The organism is Enterobacter hormaechei subsp. hoffmannii (assembly GCF_001729745.1).
Classification (GTDB): domain Bacteria; phylum Pseudomonadota; class Gammaproteobacteria; order Enterobacterales; family Enterobacteriaceae; genus Enterobacter; species Enterobacter intestinihominis.
Window position 1 is genome coordinate 154172 of sequence record NZ_CP017186.1, and the last position, 17440, is coordinate 171611.

Genomic DNA, 17440 nt, shown 5'->3' on the forward strand with positions numbered 1-17440 from the left:
CACCATTATGAATCTTACCGAATTAAAGAATACGCCGGTTTCTGAGCTGATCACTCTCGGCGAAAATATGGGACTGGAAAACCAGGCTCGTATGCGCAAGCAGGACATCATTTTCGCCATCCTGAAGCAACACGCTAAGAGTGGCGAAGATATCTTTGGCGACGGTGTGCTGGAGATACTGCAAGACGGATTTGGTTTCCTCCGCTCTGCAGACAGCTCCTACCTCGCCGGCCCTGACGACATCTACGTATCCCCTAGCCAAATCCGCCGTTTCAACCTCCGCACTGGTGACACCATTTCAGGTAAGATTCGTCCTCCAAAAGAGGGTGAACGCTACTTTGCGCTGTTGAAGGTTAATGAAGTCAACTACGACAAACCGGAAAACTCCCGCAATAAGATCCTGTTCGAGAACTTAACGCCGCTGCACGCGAACTCTCGTCTGCGTATGGAGCGTGGTAACGGGTCTACTGAAGACTTAACCGCTCGTGTGCTGGATCTGGCATCGCCAATTGGTCGTGGCCAGCGTGGTCTGATTGTGGCGCCGCCAAAAGCCGGTAAAACCATGCTGCTGCAAAACATCGCGCAGAGCATTGCTTACAACCATCCAGACTGTGTGCTGATGGTGCTGCTGATTGACGAACGTCCGGAAGAAGTGACCGAGATGCAGCGTCTGGTGAAAGGGGAAGTGGTTGCGTCAACCTTCGACGAGCCTGCTTCCCGCCACGTTCAGGTTGCGGAAATGGTTATCGAGAAGGCGAAACGCCTGGTTGAGCACAAGAAAGACGTGATCATCCTGCTCGATTCCATTACCCGTCTGGCGCGTGCCTACAACACCGTGGTGCCGGCTTCCGGTAAAGTACTGACCGGTGGTGTGGATGCCAACGCCCTGCATCGTCCGAAGCGTTTCTTCGGTGCGGCGCGTAACGTGGAAGAGGGCGGTAGCCTGACCATTATCGCGACGGCGCTGATCGATACCGGCTCCAAAATGGACGAAGTTATCTACGAAGAGTTTAAAGGTACAGGCAACATGGAACTGCACCTTTCTCGTAAAATCGCAGAAAAACGCGTCTTCCCGGCGATCGACTACAACCGTTCCGGTACCCGTAAAGAAGAGCTGCTTACCACTCAGGAAGAGCTGCAGAAAATGTGGATCCTGCGCAAAATCATCCATCCAATGGGCGAAATCGACGCAATGGAATTCCTCATTAACAAACTGGCGATGACTAAAACGAACGACGATTTCTTCGACATGATGAAACGCTCGTAACGCAAATAATCCCAGTAAACGCCACGTTTTTACGTGGCGTTTTTTATTTATGGACTATACGCTATTACCACACACTCCCAATTTTGACCGGTCGGTGCGACAATAAGAAGGTTTGCACAGTCAAAGAAATAATTGATTGAAAAACATACAAAGGGAGTTGTGATAAGCCTTCTTTAATCCTTCTGAGGCAGAGGCTTCATGGTTATACTTCCGGGACTAACATTTGTTGAGAGCAATCCATTGTGAATCTACTCACTGCAGTAACTGAGCTGATCAGTATTTTTTTATTCACAACCTGTTTTTTGTTCATTGCGCGCAAGGTAGCAAAAAGAATTGGGTTAGTGGACAAACCGAATTTCCGTAAACGTCATCAGGGGCTTATTCCGCTGGTGGGCGGCATTTCGGTATACGCAGGCATCTGTTTCACATTCGGGATCGCGGATTACTATATCCCCCATGCCGCACTCTACCTGGCATGTGCCGGTGTGCTGGTACTGGTTGGCGCCCTTGATGATCGTTTTGATATCAGCGTGAAGTTCCGCGCGACGGTGCAGGCGGCCATTGGCATCATTATGATGGTGGTGGGCGGCCTCTATCTCAGAAGCCTGGGCTACGTGTTTGGTCCCTGGGAGCTGGTGCTTGGGCCGTTCGGCTTCTTCCTCACGCTGTTTGCCGTGTGGGCGGCTATCAACGCCTTTAACATGGTTGATGGCATAGACGGTCTGCTCGGTGGGCTGTCCTCTGTTTCGTTTGGCGCAATCGGCATCATTTTATGGTTTGACGGCCAGTACAGCTTGTCAATGTGGTGCTTTGCCATGATTGCCGCCATTCTGCCTTACATCTGCCTGAACCTGGGTGTGTTAGGGCGTCGCTATAAAGTCTTTATGGGCGATGCGGGCAGTACCCTGATTGGCTTTACGGTAATCTGGGTCCTGCTGGAGACCACGCAGGGTAAAACGCACCCTATCAGCCCGGTAACGGCTCTCTGGATTATCGCCATCCCGCTGATGGACATGGTCGCTATTATGTACCGTCGTCTACGTAAAGGGATGAGCCCGTTTTCTCCCGATCGGCAGCATATTCATCATCTGATTATGCGCGCCGGCTTCACGTCTCGTCAGGCGTTTGTGCTGATTACGCTAGCGGCTGCTATTCTGGCTGCGATTGGCGTTGCCGCGGAATACGCTCATTTCATTCCTGAATGGGTAATGTTGGTATTATTCTTGCTAGCATTTTTCATGTACGGTTACTGCATCAAGCGTGCATGGAAAGTCGCGCGTTTTATTAAACGTTTAAAACGCAGGATGCGTCGGAACAGTGGCAAAAACACAACATTAACTAAGTAAAACCGGGACTATGATGACTCAACCGTTGGCGGGAGCGAAATCAGTGGGCACTGAGAACGAGCTGGATATTCGTGGTTTGTTTCGAGTGTTATGGCAGGGCAAACTGTGGATTGTGGGGATTGGCCTGGGGTTCGCGCTGTTAGCGCTTGCCTACACCTTCTTTGCGAAACAAGAGTGGAGCGCCACGGCGATCACAGACCGACCAACGGTGAATATGCTTGGAGGCTACTACTCCCAGCAGCAATTCCTGCGTAATCTTGATATCAAGGCCAATCTGGCGACCCCGGATCAGGCCTCGGTGATGGATGAGTCCTACAAAGAGTTTGTGATGCAGCTGGCGTCGTGGGATACACGTCGCGATTTCTGGTCCCAGACAGACTACTACAAGCAGCGCATGGTCGGTAACAGCAAAGCGGATGCCGCGCTGCTGGATGATTTAATCAACAACATTCAGTTTATGCCTGGCGATGTGCTCCGTAACGTTAGCGACAGCGTGAAGCTGATTGCGGAAACGGCGCCTGACGCCAATAACCTGTTGCGTCAGTACGTTGCTTTTGCCAGCCAGCGTGCGGCCAGTCATCTGAATGACGAGCTGAAAGGCGCCTGGGCTGCGCGAACTATCCAGATGAAAGCGCAGGTCAAACGTCAGGAAGAGGTCGCTAAGGCCATCTTCGCCCGTCGCGTGCATAATATTGAGCAGGCGCTGAAGATTGCGGAACAGCACAATATTTCCCGTAGCGAAACGGATGTTCCGGCTGACGAACTCCCTGATTCAGAAATGTTCCTTCTTGGTCGCCCAATGCTTCAGGCACGTCTGGAAAATATCCAGGCCGTTGGCCCTGACTTTGACCTTGATTACGACCAAAACCGCGCCATGCTCAATACGCTCAACGTCGGTCCAACGCTGGACCCGCGTTTTCAGACCTATCGTTATTTAAGAACGCCTGAAGAGCCTGTAAAACGCGATAGTCCGCGTCGCGCATTCCTGATGATCATGTGGGGGATTGTGGGCGCACTGACTGGCGCTGGCGTAGCGTTATTGCGTCGCCGCACAAACTAAGAACGCCGTCTACGATGAAGGCTGTGGCCTTCATCGTCTAATCGAAGAGAATCGATGTGAAAGTACTAACCGTATTTGGCACCAGGCCGGAGGCCATCAAGATGGCGCCTCTGGTTCATGCGCTGGCCAGAGATCCTGATATTGAAGCGAAAGTGTGTGTGACTGCCCAGCACCGTGAGATGCTCGATCAGGTCTTAACCCTCTTTTCTATCGTCCCGGATTACGATCTCAATATAATGAAACCGGGACAGGGACTGACGGAAATCACCTGCCGTATTCTGCAAGAATTAAAGCCTATTCTGGAGTCGTTCAAGCCGGATGTAGTGCTGGTGCACGGCGACACCACCACTACCGTGGCAACCAGCCTGGCCGCGTTCTATCAGCGTATCCCCGTTGGTCATATTGAAGCGGGTCTGCGTACCGGCAATCTCTATTCCCCGTGGCCGGAAGAGGCCAACCGTACGCTCACCGGTCACCTGGCGATGTACCATTTTGCGCCAACCGAGAACTCACGCCAAAACCTGCTGCGCGAAAATATCAGCGACAGCAAAATCTTCGTTACCGGCAATACGGTCATTGATGCGCTGATTTGGGTGCGTGACCGCGTGCTGGCTAACAGCGAGCTTCAGGCAGAACTCGCTGCGCGCTATCCGTTCCTGAACAACGGCAAGAAAACGATTCTGGTGACGGGACACCGCCGCGAAAGTTTTGGCCGTGGCTTTGAGCAAATCTGCCACGCGCTGGCTGAAATCGCCGCGCAGAATGAGGATGTGCAGATTGTCTATCCGGTGCACCTTAACCCTAACGTCAGCGAACCGGTCAACCGTATCCTGGGCCACGTGGAAAACGTGCTCCTGATAGAGCCGCAGGACTATCTGCCATTTGTCTGGCTGATGAACCACGCCTGGCTGATCCTGACCGATTCTGGCGGCATTCAGGAAGAGGCGCCTTCCCTCGGTAAGCCGGTACTGGTGATGCGCGAAACCACTGAACGTCCGGAAGCGGTCACTGCCGGTACCGTGCGTCTAGTGGGAACGGATCCGCGTCGTATTGTCGAAGAGGTCACGCGCTTACTGCATGACGAAGAAGAGTATCAGGCGATGAGCCGTGCCCATAACCCGTACGGGGACGGGCAGGCTTGTGGACGTATTTTGCACGCACTTAAACACAATCGGGTAACGCTATGAGTTTTACTACCATCTCTGTTGTTGGTCTCGGCTATATCGGGCTGCCTACTGCGGCGGCCTTTGCCTCTCGTCAAAAGCAGGTTATTGGCGTAGATATCAACGCGCACGCGGTAGAAACCATCAACCGTGGCGAAATTCATATCGTGGAGCCTGATCTCGATCGTGTGGTGAAAAAGGCGGTGGACGGTGGCTTCCTGCGCGCCAGCACCACGCCGGTAGAAGCCGATGCGTACCTGATTGCGGTGCCTACGCCCTTTAAAGGCGATCATGAGCCTGACATGGTTTACGTCGAGGCGGCGGCAAAATCCATTGCGCCTGTGCTGAAGAAAGGAGCACTGGTTATCCTTGAGTCCACTTCACCTGTTGGGGCAACCGAGCAGATGGCACAGTGGCTGGCCGAGGCGCGTCCCGATCTCAGCTTCCCCCAGCAGGCGGGCGACCAGGCCGATATCAACATCGCCTACTGCCCTGAGCGCGTACTGCCAGGCCAGGTGATGGTGGAACTGATTAAAAATGACCGCGTGATTGGCGGCATGACCCCAGTCTGCTCCGCGCGCGCCAGCGAGCTGTATAAGATCTTCCTTGAAGGCGAATGCGTGGTGACCAACTCCCGCACCGCCGAGATGTGCAAACTGACCGAAAACAGCTTCCGCGATGTTAACATTGCATTTGCGAATGAACTGTCGTTGATTTGCGCCGATCAGGGGATTAACGTCTGGGAACTTGTTCGCCTTGCCAATCGTCACCCACGCGTGAACATCCTTCAGCCGGGGCCGGGTGTGGGTGGGCACTGTATCGCTGTCGATCCGTGGTTTATCGTGGCGCAGAATCCGGAACAGGCACGCCTGATTCGCACCGCGCGCGAAGTAAACGACCACAAACCGCACTGGGTTATCAACCAGGTGAAAGCCACGGTGGCGGATTGCCTCGCCGACAGCGGTAAACGTGCCAGTGAGCTGAAAATTGCCTGCTTTGGTCTGGCATTCAAACCGAATATTGACGATCTGCGCGAAAGCCCGGCAATGGAAATTGCCGAAACGATCGCAGCCTGGCACAGCGGTGAAACGCTGGTGGTTGAGCCGAATATTCATGCGTTGCCGGCAAAACTTGCCGGTCACTGCACCCTTACCGCACTGGATGACGCGCTGGCGACGGCGGATGTGCTGGTGCTGCTGGTGGATCACAATGCGTTTAAAGCGGTCTCCGCTGATGCCGTGCGTCAGCAGTATATTGTTGATACTAAGGGCGTTTGGCGTTGATTACTCTCAACGGCGTGCTGGAGTCCCTTGAGTGGGAAAGCGTATTTTTTTCGCTCCCCTCAGCGATAGTGCGTCTGCGCGATAACGCTCCTGCGTTGCAGGACGCAGACTTCAGCGCCTGGCAGCGCGTACAGGCTAAGATCCCGGCGGACCGCGCCGATCTGCTGGACGCGCTCCAGCAGCACGGATTCCGGCTGGTCGAGGGCGAGGTTGATCTCTCTGTTACCGTGGCCCGCCACGGCTCACCGGGCGCGGAAATTGCAACGGAGCAGGATATCCCCGCGCTGCGCAAGATGGCGGCGCTGGCTTTCGCTCAAAGCCGTTTCCGGGCGCCCTGGTATGCGCCCGATGACAGCGGCCGCTTTTATGCCCGGTGGATAGAGAATGCGGTTAAAGGCACGTTTGACCACGTCTGTCTGGTGTTCCGTACTGCCGGTGGGCAGATTCAGGGTTTTGTTTCGCTTCGCAGGCTCAACGAGCACGAGGCGCGCATCGGTTTGTTAGCCGGGCGCGGCATGGGCGAAAAACTCATGCAGGCGGCGCTGCACTGGGCGGAGCAACAACAGGTATCGACGCTGCGGGTCGCAACCCAGATGGGCAACACCGCTGCGCTTAAACGTTATATTGCGAGTGGTGCCAGCATTGACGCCACCGCCTACTGGTTATACAGGTGACAAGATGATTCCATTTAACGCGCCTCCCGTTGTGGGCACTGAACTTGATTACATGCAGTCGGCTATGGGCAGCGGCAAGCTCTGTGGCGACGGTGGTTTTACCCGTCGCTGCCAGCAGTGGATGGAGCAACGTTTTCACAGTGCCAAGGTGCTGCTGACGCCGTCCTGTACCGCATCGCTCGAAATGGCCGCGCTGCTGCTGGATATTCAGCCCGGCGATGAAGTGATCATGCCGAGCTACACCTTCGTCTCCACGGCGAACGCGTTTGTCCTGCGCGGGGCGAAAATCGTGTTTGTGGATATCCGTCCGGATACTATGAACATCGACGAAACGCTGATTGAAGCGGCGATCACCGACAAAACGCGGGCGATTGTTCCGGTGCATTACGCGGGCGTGGCCTGTGAAATGGACACCATCATGGCCATCGCCAAAAAGCACAACCTGTTCGTGGTGGAAGACGCCGCGCAGGGCGTGATGTCCACCTACAAAGGTCGCGCGCTGGGAACCATCGGTCATATCGGTTGCTTTAGCTTCCACGAAACCAAAAACTACACCGCAGGCGGCGAAGGCGGCGCGACGCTGATTAACGATCGTGCCCTTGTGGAGCGTGCGGAAGTGATCCGTGAAAAAGGGACCAACCGCAGCCAGTTCTTCCGCGGTCAGGTGGATAAATACACCTGGCGCGATATCGGCTCAAGCTACCTGATGGCGGACTTGCAGGCCGCGTATCTCTGGGCGCAGCTGGAAGCGGCAGAGCGAATCAATCTGCAACGCCTCTCCCTGTGGCAAACCTACTACGACGCGCTGGAGCCGCTGGCTAAAGCCGGACGTATTGAACTGCCGACCATTCCGGCAGACTGCATCCACAACGCCCACATGTTCTATATCAAGCTGCGCGATAACGACGATCGCAGCAAGCTGATTGCCTGGCTGAAAGAGGCGGAAATTATGGCGGTATTCCACTATATTCCGCTGCACTCCAGCCCGGCTGGCGAAGCCTTCGGGATGTTTGCCGGTGAAGACCGCTACACCACCAAAGAGAGCGAACGTCTGCTCCGCCTGCCCCTGTTCTACAACCTCGCGCCGGTGAACCAGCGTACGGTGATCAATTCGCTTCTGAGTTATTTCGCCTGATATGTCTCTGGCAAAAGCGTCGGTGTGGACGGCAGCGTCCACGCTAGTAAAAATTGGCGCCGGGTTACTGGTCGTCAAGCTGCTGGCCGTCTCATTTGGTCCGTCAGGCGTTGGGCTGGCAGGGAACTTCCGCCAGCTGGTCACGGTGCTTGGCGTGCTGGCAGGTGCCGGGATATTCAATGGCGTCACCAAATACGTCGCGCAGCATCATGACGATGCCGAAAAGCTTCGCACGGTGGTGGGCACCTCCTCTGCTATGGTGCTGGGCTTCTCTACGTTGCTGGCCATCGTCTTTTTGCTGGCGGCGGCACCTGTTAGTCAGGGACTGTTCGGACACACGCACTATCAGGGACTGGTGCGCCTGGTGGCGTTCGTTCAGATGGGCATCGCCTGGGCGAACCTGCTGCTGGCGCTGATGAAAGGCTTCCGTGATGCCGCCGGGAATGCGCTGGCGCTGATCCTCGGCAGCATTATCGGTGTTATCGCCTACTACTTCTGCTATCGGCTGGGCGGCTATGAAGGCGCGCTGCTGGGGCTGGCGCTGGTGCCTGCGCTCGTTGTCGTTCCGGCAGCGTTTATGCTGATGCGCAGAGGCAATGTCCCGCTGAGTTACCTGAAACCGCAGTGGGACAAGATGCTGGCGGGGCAGCTAGGAAAGTTTACCCTGATGGCGCTCATCACTTCGGTAACGCTTCCCGTGGCTTACGTGATGATGCGAAACCTGCTGGCAGCGCATTACAGCTGGGATGAAGTGGGGATCTGGCAGGGCGTGAGCAGCATTTCAGATGCTTACCTCCAATTTATTACGGCTTCCTTTAGCGTCTATTTGCTGCCAACCTTATCGCGCCTGACGTCCAGGCAGGATATTACCCGCGAGATTTTTCGCGCCCTGCGTTTCGTGTTGCCGGCCGTTGCGATCGCCAGCTTTACCGTCTGGTTACTGCGTGATTTCGCCATCTGGCTGCTGTTTTCAGCGAAGTTTACCGCCATGCGCGATCTGTTTGCCTGGCAACTGGTCGGCGATGTGCTGAAAGTGGGGGCATACGTTTTCGGCTATCTGGTGATTGCGAAGGCTTCGCTGCGGTTGTATATCCTGGCAGAGATCGGCCAGTTTGCGCTGCTAACGGCATTTTCTCACTGGCTGATCCCCACCCACGGTGCGCTGGGGGCGGCGCAGGCCTATATGGCAACTTATATCGTTTATTTCGCTGCCTGTTGCGGCGTATTTTTACTTTGGCGTAAACGCGCATGACTGCACTGATACACATACTGGGATCGGATATCCCGCATCATAACCAGACCGTTCTGCGGTTCTTCAACGATGAACTGGCATCCGGCACGCCCGATGCGCGTGAGTTTATGGTCGTTGGATGCGATAACGGCCTGAGCGCGGCGTGTCCGGCATTGCATATCACCTTCTGGCCAGACAAAGCGGCGCTGACGAAGGCCGTGGTTGCTAAAGCCAAAGCGGATCGAAGCCAACGTTTCTTCTTCCATGGACAGTTCAATACCGGACTGTGGCTGGCGCTGTTAAGCGGCGGGATCAAACCTTCTCAGTTCAGCTGGCATATCTGGGGAGCGGATCTCTACGAAGTCTCCCGTGGCTGGAAGTTCCGACTTTTCTATCCGCTGCGTCGTCTGGCGCAGGCGCGCGTGGGCTGCGTTTTTGCTACCCGAGGCGATCTCAACTATTTTGCTAAACAGCACCCGAAGGTTCGCGGGGAGCTGCTCTATTTCCCGACCCGTATGGATCCGGCGCTGAACACCATGGCGAATGACACGGTTCGAGAGGGCAAGCTGACCATCCTGGTGGGGAATTCCGGCGATCGCAGTAACGAGCATGTCGCGGCGCTGAGGGCGGTGCATCAGCAGTTTGGCGACACGGTGAACGTGGTGGTGCCGATGGGCTATCCCGCCAATAACGACGCCTACATCGATGAAGTTCGCCAGCAGGGGCTTGCGCTGTTTAGCGCGGAAAACCTGCACATTCTCAGCGATAAGCTGGAATTTGATGACTATCTCGCGCTGCTGCGAAAATGCGATCTGGGCTATTTCATCTTTGCCCGTCAGCAGGGGATTGGCACGCTGTGTCTGCTGATTCAGGCGGGCGTACCCTGCGTGCTCAACCGCGAAAACCCGTTCTGGCAGGACATGGCCGAGCAGCATATTCCGGTGCTGTTTACCTCTGACACGCTTAATGTCGAGGTGGTACGGGAAGCGCAGCGTCAGCTCACGCTGGTGGATAAAAATAGCATCGACTTTTTCAGCCCGAACTACCTCACGCCGTGGCACCGCGCGCTGCGTATTGCTTCAGGAGACAACGCATGAGCCAGTTGCAGTTTAGCGGCTTGCTGGTGGTCTGGCTGCTGAGCACGCTGTTTATCGCCACGCTCACCTGGTTTGAATTCCGGCGGGTACGTTTTAACTTCAACGTATTCTTCTCGCTGCTGTTTTTGCTGACCTTTTTCTTTGGCTTCCCGCTGACCAGCATCCTCGTGTTCCGCTTTGATGTTGGCGTCGCGCCGCCGGAAATCTTGTTGCAGGCGCTGCTCTCTGCGACCTGCTTCTACGCGGTGTACTACGTCACTTATAAAACGCGCCTGCGCGCGGCAAAAGACACCACCCCCCGTCGTCCGCTGTTTACCATGAACCGGGTAGAAACCCATCTGACGTGGGTTATGCTGATGACTATCGCCCTCGTTAGCGTGGCGATTTTCTTCATGCATAACGGCTTTTTACTGTTTAAGTTGCAGTCCTATAGCCAGATTTTCTCCGCCGAAGTCTCCGGCGTCGCGCTCAAGCGTTTCTTCTATTTCTTTATCCCGGCGATGCTGGTGGTCTTTTTCCTGCGTCAGGACAGCAAAGCCTGGCTGTTCTTCCTGGTCAGCACCGTCGCATTTGGCATTCTGACCTACATGATCGTCGGCGGCACCCGCGCCAACATCATTATCGCCTTCGCGATTTTCCTGTTTATCGGCATTATTCGCGGCTGGATCTCGCTGTGGATGCTGGCGGCGGCAGGCGTCTTTGGCATTGTGGGGATGTTCTGGCTTGCGCTGAAGCGCTACGGGCTGAACGTGGCCGGCGACGAAGCGTTTTACACCTTCCTGTATCTGACGCGCGACACCTTCTCGCCGTGGGAAAACCTGGCATTACTGCTGCAAAACTACGACAAGATCGAATTCCAGGGGCTGGCGCCGATTGTTCGCGATTTCTATGTCTTTATACCGACGTGGCTGTGGCCCGATCGCCCCGGCATTGTCCTGAACACGGCGAACTACTTCACCTGGGAAGTGCTGAACAACCATTCGGGTCTGGCGATTTCCCCAACCCTGATTGGCTCGCTGGTAGTGATGGGCGGAACGTGGTTTATCCTGCCTGGCGCGATCGCGGTAGGGCTGATAATAAAATGGTTCGACTGGCTATATACGCTGGGTAACGAAGAGACCAACCGCTACAAAGCCGCTGTTTTGCACAGTTTCTGTTTCGGTGCCATTTTCAATATGATCGTTCTGGCGCGCGAGGGGCTGGATTCATTCGTCTCACGCGTGGTGTTCTTTATGGTCGTTTTCGGACTCTGTCTGCTGCTGGCAAAACTGCTGTACTGGTTGTTTGACAGTGCAGGGCTTGTGCACAGACGTGAGCCACAGGGCAGCACAACGCTGTCGCAAGTCTGAGTAGGGATTATCATGACGGATACAACTTCAGCCCCGCGTTATGCGCTGCGCGGGCTACAGCTGATTGGCTGGCGTGACATGCAGCATGCGCTGGATTTTCTGTTCGCGGACGGGCAGATGAAGTCGGGCACGCTGGTGGCCATCAACGCAGAAAAAATGCTGGCGGTTGAAGATAATGCGGAAGTGAAAAGCCTGATTGAAGCCGCGGAGTTTAAATACGCAGACGGTATTAGCGTGGTGCGTTCAATTCGTAAAAAGTTTCCAGACGCTAATGTGTCTCGCGTGGCGGGTGCTGACCTTTGGGAGCGGCTTATGGAGCGCGCAGGCGCTGAAGGCACGCCGGTATTTTTGATCGGTGGCAAGCCAGAGGTGCTGGCGCAGACCGAACAAAAGCTGCGTAACCAGTGGAATGTTAACATTGTGGGCAGCCAGGATGGCTATTTCAGGCCGGAAGATCGCCAGGCGTTATATGAGCGCGTGCGCGACAGCGGGGCGAAAATTGTCACTGTCGCTATGGGGTCGCCGCGCCAGGAAATACTGATGCGCGATTGCCGTCTGGTCAGCCCGGATGCGCTTTATATGGGCGTTGGCGGCACCTACGACGTCTTTACCGGCCACGTTAAGCGTGCGCCCAAAGTCTGGCAAAATCTGGGGCTGGAGTGGCTCTACCGCCTGCTCTCCCAACCGACGCGTATAAAACGACAGATTCGCCTTCTGCGCTACCTCGCCTGGCACTACACCGGGAAAATGTAATCAATATGCAGCGCGATCTGCTGTTCGCGCTGCAACGCCCCCCGCAAAACTGCTGAGTTTATGTGCAATGCATTCATTTTTTTAATGCATTGTTTGCCATTTGCCAGAATTTAAGAAACCATTCGCTCCGTATTTCAGTACCCCTCAAAACAATACCCGGCAACAAGTCGGGAAACAGCAAACACAACCGAGGAATTATGGCAGAGAAAAAACCGGAGCTTCAGCGTGGGCTGGAAGCTCGACATATTGAACTGATCGCGCTGGGCGGGACTATCGGCGTTGGCCTGTTTATGGGCTCGGCAAGCACGCTGAAGTGGGCGGGGCCTTCCGTCCTGCTGGCGTATATTATTGCCGGACTGTTCGTCTTCTTCATCATGCGCTCAATGGGCGAAATGCTGTTTCTGGAGCCGGTGACGGGCTCTTTCGCCGTTTACGCCCACCGGTATATGAGCCCGTTCTTTGGTTATCTCACGGCCTGGTCGTACTGGTTTATGTGGATGGCCGTGGGGATTTCGGAGATCACCGCCATCGGGGTCTACGTGCAGTTCTGGTTCCCGGAGATGGCCCAGTGGATACCCGCGCTTATTGCCGTAGGGCTGGTGGCGCTGGCGAACCTTGCCGCCGTTCGTCTTTACGGCGAAATCGAGTTCTGGTTTGCGATGATCAAAGTCACCACCATCATCGTGATGATTGTCGTTGGCCTTGGGGTCATCTTCTTTGGCTTCGGTAACGGCGGGCACGCTATCGGTTTTGGTAACCTGACCGGGCACGGCGGCTTCTTTGCGGGCGGCTGGAAGGGCTTTCTCACGGCGCTCTGTATCGTTGTCGCCTCCTATCAGGGCGTTGAGCTGATCGGCATTACCGCAGGTGAGGCGAAAAACCCGCAGGTCACGCTGCGTAGCGCGGTAGGCAAGGTGCTGTGGCGTATCCTGATTTTCTATGTGGGCGCGATCTTCGTTATCGTGACCATTTTCCCATGGAACGAGATCGGCACCACCGGCAGTCCGTTTGTCTTAACCTTCGCTAAGATTGGCATCACGGCGGCAGCCGCCATTATCAACTTTGTGGTGCTGACGGCGGCGCTCTCCGGCTGTAACAGCGGAATGTACAGCTGCGGGCGTATGCTTTACGCGCTCTCGCAAAACAAACAGCTGCCGGCGGTGATGGGTAAAGTCTCCCGCGTGGGTGTACCGGTGGCGGGCGTAGCGGTGTCGATTGTGATTCTGCTGATTGGCTCTTGCCTGAACTACATCATCCCGAATCCGCAGCGCGTGTTTGTTTATGTTTATAGCGCCAGCGTGCTGCCGGGGATGGTACCGTGGTTTGTCATTTTGATTAGCCAGCTGCGTTTCCGACAGGCGCACAAAGAAGCGATCGCCAGCCATCCATTCCGTTCCATTCTGTTCCCGTATGCGAACTATTTGACGATGGCGTTCCTGATTTGCGTATTAATTGGAATGTACTTTAATGAAGATACCCGCATGTCGCTGTTTGTCGGGATGATCTTCCTGGCTGCCGTCACAGCTGCTTATAAACTTTTTGGCCTGGGTCGCCGTGGCTCCGCCCATAAAGTGGAGGAATAAGCGGCAAAATGTGCAAACCATAACCAAACGCGCATTTTTTTCAAAAAAGCACTAGACAGCGGGGTCGGAGGTACGTAATATCCAGCCCCGCAACGGCGCTAAGCGCCCGTAGCTCAGCTGGATAGAGCGCTGCCCTCCGGAGGCAGAGGTCTCAGGTTCGAATCCTGTCGGGCGCGCCATTTTAGTCCCGGCGCTAGAGCTGCGGTGGTCTGAGAAGTAGTCAGAACCGCGTGAAAGAATACAGTGGTGGCTATAGCTCAGTTGGTAGAGCCCTGGATTGTGATTCCAGTTGTCGTGGGTTCGAATCCCATTAGCCACCCCATTATTGAAAGAGTTGTGAATTGCGAAGGTGGCGGAATTGGTAGACGCGCTAGCTTCAGGTGTTAGTGTTCTTACGGACGTGGGGGTTCAAGTCCCCCCCCTCGCACCACGACTTTTAATGAGTTGAACTAAAAATTCAAAAAAGCAGTACATCGGCGAGTAGCGCAGCTTGGTAGCGCAACTGGTTTGGGACCAGTGGGTCGGAGGTTCGAATCCTCTCTCGCCGACCAATTTTGAACCCCGCTTCGGCGGGGTTTTTTGTTTTCTGCGCTTTTTCATCCTGTAGCCATTCCCCGACAACACTCTATACCCTTGTCGCGATTCAGCGACATATAAGCCTTTAATAATAAAGAATTTATTATTTTCTCTCTTAACCTGTCTCCTGGTGACGACAGATTTCCGCCCTTAGCGCGATTTTGTATGGCGTTAGGCGTCTCTTAACAACATAATTTCCTTTTATCTTAAAATGTTGCGCGATGTAAAAGTTATGCGTGTAAACCTGGCACATTACATGCAATAATATGCGTGTAGATGCTCATTCCATCTCTTATGTTCGCCCTACGGCCTCATAAACTCAGGAATGACGCAGAGCCGTTTACGGTGCTTATCGTCCACTGACAGATGTCGCTTCGGCCTCATCAAACACCATGGACATAACGTTGAGTGAAGCACCAAATATGTTGTCTTACAGACCTGTTTTAACGCCTGCTTTTATAGCAGGCGTTTTTTTATGGGTACAAAAAAGGAGGCCATCTGGCCTCCTGGATAATTACTGCTGCGTTCCGTTATTGTGCAGCGTAAGCAGAAGCCCATCACGCCGCATGGCTGCGGCCTCTTCCGGCTTGTGCTGCTTGTCCAGCGAATCAGCAAGCCAGGCGTAATCAAATGCGTCCGGGCGTTGCTTCAGCGCAGCGCGGAAGGCCAGACTCGCCTCCTGCCACTCGCCGTGTTTCATCAAAGACTGGCCAAGCGTACTCCACAGCAGCGGACGATCGCCCACGGTTTTGATCTGCTGGCGCAATGCTTTTTCTATTTGTTCCGGATTGTTGGTTTTCAGACGCGGGATGACCATCACCAGGCGGTCATCATACTGTCGCTTGAGACCGTCGAGAAGGATCTCCTGCGCGGTGTCATGGTCGTCACACTCAATCAGATGTTCTGCCATCGCCACCTGAAGGGGAACCTGCTGGCGCGTTTTGCGGCTCTGGTTTTTCCACCAGGTTTTCAGGCCGTCGCTGCCAAGATCGGCGCGCGCCTGATCCATCAGGCCAATCCAGGCCAGACGCTGAAGTTCATCACGATGTTCATCATCGCCCACGTCGGCTTTCGCCATGGAAGGGATAATGTCCAGCAGCGAACCCCAGGCACCGGTCCGAATGTATGCCTGCTCCGCAAGACGCAGCACTTCCGGATGACGAGGGGTAATTTCCAGCAGACGGTCAACGCCGTGACGTGCGGCATGGTTTTCATTGCGCGCCAGTTGCAGACGAACGCGGGTGATCTCAACGGGAATCGGATCCTTAGTTGAGAGCTCAGATGCGCGTTCAAGATGCTGATTGGCGCGGGCCTCATCGCCTCGCTGTTGCGCCGCCTCAGCGGCCAGCAGATAGTTAACAACCGGCTGTTCTGCATGGTCGGCATTTTTCGACATCAGCTTTTCAACCTGCTGATAGTCGCCTTCGGCCAGCTTCAGCAACGCTTGCTCGGTCTGCTTACGGGCGCGACGGCGCTTACGGCCAACGAACCAGCCGCGCGTGTGAACCCCGGTACGGAAAATCCGACGCAGGATCCATTCCACTGCCAGCAGGACGACCACACCCAGGATCAGGATGATCACCAGCCCTGTCACGCTGGTTTCGACGTTGTAGTTATCGGTCTGGATCAATACGTAACCCTGGTGACCCGCGAGCATCGGTCCCAGTACAATCCCGGCGATCAGCAGGATGAAGAGTAAGAAGACTTTTAGCATCATCACTCTCCTTGCGGCGCGCTTTCAGGCGCTGGCGCGGCGGCAGGTGCTTCAGCCGGGCGCTCTGCCGGAACGCCCGGCTGGGCCAGCAGGTTACGCACGCGCGTCTGCATGATCTTCTCCAGAATCGGCTGGCTTTCCAGCTTGTCCGGCACGTTCATGGTGATGTTTTGCTGGCTCAGCTTGTCGATATCCTCCAGGAACGCGGTCGTGGTTGCGTCATTGGTATCGTAGTAAGCACGTACCCACGTTGAAACGTTATCCAGCGCCTGTTTGTAGGTCTCTTCCTGGTGACGCGGTACGGCCTGAGCAGCCACCAGCAGGCGGGAGCGAATGTTTTCGCGCAGATAAACATCCTGGTTCGGTGCCAGCAGCGGCACGGCGGTTTCATCGCGGCGGCGAATGGTAATAAAGCTGTCCATAAAGTTCTGCCAGCTCTTTTGCAGGTTGATACGCCATTCGCTCAGGGAGCTGGACAGCTCGGTGCCGTCAGAATCCATCGGGGAGTCATCGTCGTTGTTATCGGCCAGCTGAAGGTTATCAATCTGATTGGAGAGCTGATTTACCTTAAGGATGATACCGTCGTAGTCGACCTGAGAAACCGCAGACAGGCTGGCGATATCTTCCGTAATAGCGCGGCGTGCGTTGATGAGGCTCGGATCGTTCATATCGGCCAGGCTTGCGTCGGCGCTTTTCAGCAGCGCGGCGGCGGTGGTGACATCCTGATCGCTCCAGAGCTTGCGCCCGGCCAGCTTCACCAGAAAATCGGCCTGTGAGAGCAGCCAGGTTTTGGCATCGGTTCCCGAAATCGTGGCGACTTTCTCCTGCACTTCGCTCAGCTGTTTGGTCAACTCTTCACGTTTGCTGTTCGCGTCGGCGAGGGCGGCAGCCTGCTGTTTGATCACGCCTTCCAGCTCAGCTTTTTGCGTCTCCTGCGCTTTCTGTAGGGCGGTGATTTGGTTAACCAGCGCGTCGCTGGTGGCCGTCTGGTTGGTGCCTTGTTTCTTCACCAGTCCGTAGAGACCCACGCCTGCGGCCAGCGCAATCGCGATGGCAATCACGCTCAGCGTGAGGCTGGTTTTATTGCTGCCGTTTTTCTTCTCAACGGTTTTGTCTGTCGTCTCTGGCTGTGACGTGGTGTCCACAGTCTCCCTGGTCTCTTCAACCACGGCGGAGGATTTTTCGTGTTCCGTCATTATGGCTTCCCAT

General features: G+C 55.1%; 14 protein-coding genes and 4 tRNA genes. 16 read left to right on the forward strand and 2 right to left on the reverse strand.

What is annotated here, in order from left to right:
• Nucleotides 1–7 precede the first annotated feature (7 nt).
• The 16 genes from rho (at nucleotide 8) to BFV65_RS00825 (ending at nucleotide 14492) form a co-directional block, all read left to right on the forward strand.
• Nucleotides 8–1267 carry a transcription termination factor Rho gene (gene rho, locus BFV65_RS00750; RefSeq protein WP_001054528.1) on the forward strand — a complete coding sequence of 420 codons (1260 nt, stop codon included), beginning with the start codon at nucleotides 8–10 and terminating at the stop codon, nucleotides 1265–1267.
• Between the two features lie 242 nt (nucleotides 1268–1509).
• Nucleotides 1510–2613, forward strand: a complete 1104-nt coding sequence (wecA, locus tag BFV65_RS00755; protein ID WP_001050933.1) for a UDP-N-acetylglucosamine--undecaprenyl-phosphate N-acetylglucosaminephosphotransferase — start codon at nucleotides 1510–1512, stop codon at nucleotides 2611–2613.
• Nucleotides 2614–2626: 13 nt separating this feature from the next.
• Nucleotides 2627–3673, forward strand: coding sequence for an ECA polysaccharide chain length modulation protein (wzzE, locus tag BFV65_RS00760; RefSeq protein ID WP_022646646.1), 1047 nt, complete (start codon nucleotides 2627–2629; stop codon nucleotides 3671–3673).
• Nucleotides 3674–3729: 56 nt separating this feature from the next.
• Complete coding sequence (gene wecB, locus BFV65_RS00765) at nucleotides 3730–4860, forward strand: non-hydrolyzing UDP-N-acetylglucosamine 2-epimerase (protein WP_032626559.1); 1131 nt, start codon at nucleotides 3730–3732, stop codon at nucleotides 4858–4860.
• Entirely contained in the window at nucleotides 4857–6119 is a 1263-nt protein-coding gene (wecC, locus tag BFV65_RS00770) for a UDP-N-acetyl-D-mannosamine dehydrogenase (protein ID WP_023299034.1), read from the forward strand. Before wecB ends, wecC begins: the two co-directional genes overlap by 4 nt.
• The gene (rffC, locus tag BFV65_RS00775; protein ID WP_046621722.1) at nucleotides 6116–6793 is read left to right on the forward strand and encodes a dTDP-4-amino-4,6-dideoxy-D-galactose acyltransferase; all 678 of its coding nucleotides are present in this window, start codon (nucleotides 6116–6118) and stop codon (nucleotides 6791–6793) included. Before wecC ends, rffC begins: the two co-directional genes overlap by 4 nt.
• A gap of 4 nt (nucleotides 6794–6797) precedes the next feature.
• On the forward strand, nucleotides 6798–7928 hold the full coding sequence (gene rffA, locus BFV65_RS00780; protein WP_032608214.1) for a dTDP-4-amino-4,6-dideoxygalactose transaminase: 1131 nt from the start codon (nucleotides 6798–6800) through the stop codon (nucleotides 7926–7928).
• Nucleotide 7929: 1 nt separating this feature from the next.
• Nucleotides 7930–9180: a lipid III flippase WzxE gene (gene wzxE / locus BFV65_RS00785; protein WP_023305222.1), complete on the forward strand. Its 1251-nt coding sequence runs from the start codon at nucleotides 7930–7932 to the stop codon at nucleotides 9178–9180.
• Nucleotides 9177–10256, forward strand: a complete 1080-nt coding sequence (locus BFV65_RS00790; protein WP_023305223.1) for a TDP-N-acetylfucosamine:lipid II N-acetylfucosaminyltransferase — start codon at nucleotides 9177–9179, stop codon at nucleotides 10254–10256. The genes wzxE and BFV65_RS00790 overlap by 4 nt, the downstream gene beginning before the upstream one ends.
• On the forward strand, nucleotides 10253–11605 hold the full coding sequence (gene wzyE, locus BFV65_RS00795) for an ECA oligosaccharide polymerase (RefSeq protein WP_017693948.1): 1353 nt from the start codon (nucleotides 10253–10255) through the stop codon (nucleotides 11603–11605). Before BFV65_RS00790 ends, wzyE begins: the two co-directional genes overlap by 4 nt.
• 12 nt (nucleotides 11606–11617) lie before the next feature.
• The gene (gene wecG / locus BFV65_RS00800; RefSeq protein WP_022646653.1) at nucleotides 11618–12358 is read left to right on the forward strand and encodes a lipopolysaccharide N-acetylmannosaminouronosyltransferase; all 741 of its coding nucleotides are present in this window, start codon (nucleotides 11618–11620) and stop codon (nucleotides 12356–12358) included.
• 197 nt (nucleotides 12359–12555) lie between these two features.
• Nucleotides 12556–13941 (forward strand): bifunctional threonine/serine APC transporter ThrP, encoded by a 1386-nt coding sequence (gene thrP / locus BFV65_RS00805; RefSeq protein WP_023305225.1) that lies wholly within the window; start codon nucleotides 12556–12558, stop codon nucleotides 13939–13941.
• A 102-nt stretch (nucleotides 13942–14043) separates the two neighbouring features.
• Nucleotides 14044–14120, forward strand: a tRNA-Arg gene (locus BFV65_RS00810).
• Between the two features lie 67 nt (nucleotides 14121–14187).
• A tRNA-His gene (locus BFV65_RS00815) sits at nucleotides 14188–14263 on the forward strand.
• Between the two features lie 21 nt (nucleotides 14264–14284).
• A tRNA-Leu gene (locus BFV65_RS00820) sits at nucleotides 14285–14371 on the forward strand.
• A gap of 44 nt (nucleotides 14372–14415) precedes the next feature.
• Nucleotides 14416–14492 (forward strand) — tRNA-Pro (locus BFV65_RS00825).
• 539 nt (nucleotides 14493–15031) lie between these two features.
• On the opposite strand, the gene hemY is transcribed toward BFV65_RS00825, so the two are convergent.
• Both hemY and hemX read right to left on the reverse strand, forming a co-directional pair.
• On the reverse strand, nucleotides 15032–16231 hold the full coding sequence (gene hemY / locus BFV65_RS00830) for a protoheme IX biogenesis protein HemY (RefSeq protein ID WP_032622057.1): 1200 nt from the start codon (nucleotides 16229–16231) through the stop codon (nucleotides 15032–15034).
• Between the two features lie 2 nt (nucleotides 16232–16233).
• Complete coding sequence (gene hemX, locus BFV65_RS00835) at nucleotides 16234–17427, reverse strand: uroporphyrinogen-III C-methyltransferase (protein WP_022646657.1); 1194 nt, start codon at nucleotides 17425–17427, stop codon at nucleotides 16234–16236.
• Between the last annotated feature and the right edge of the window lie 13 nt (nucleotides 17428–17440).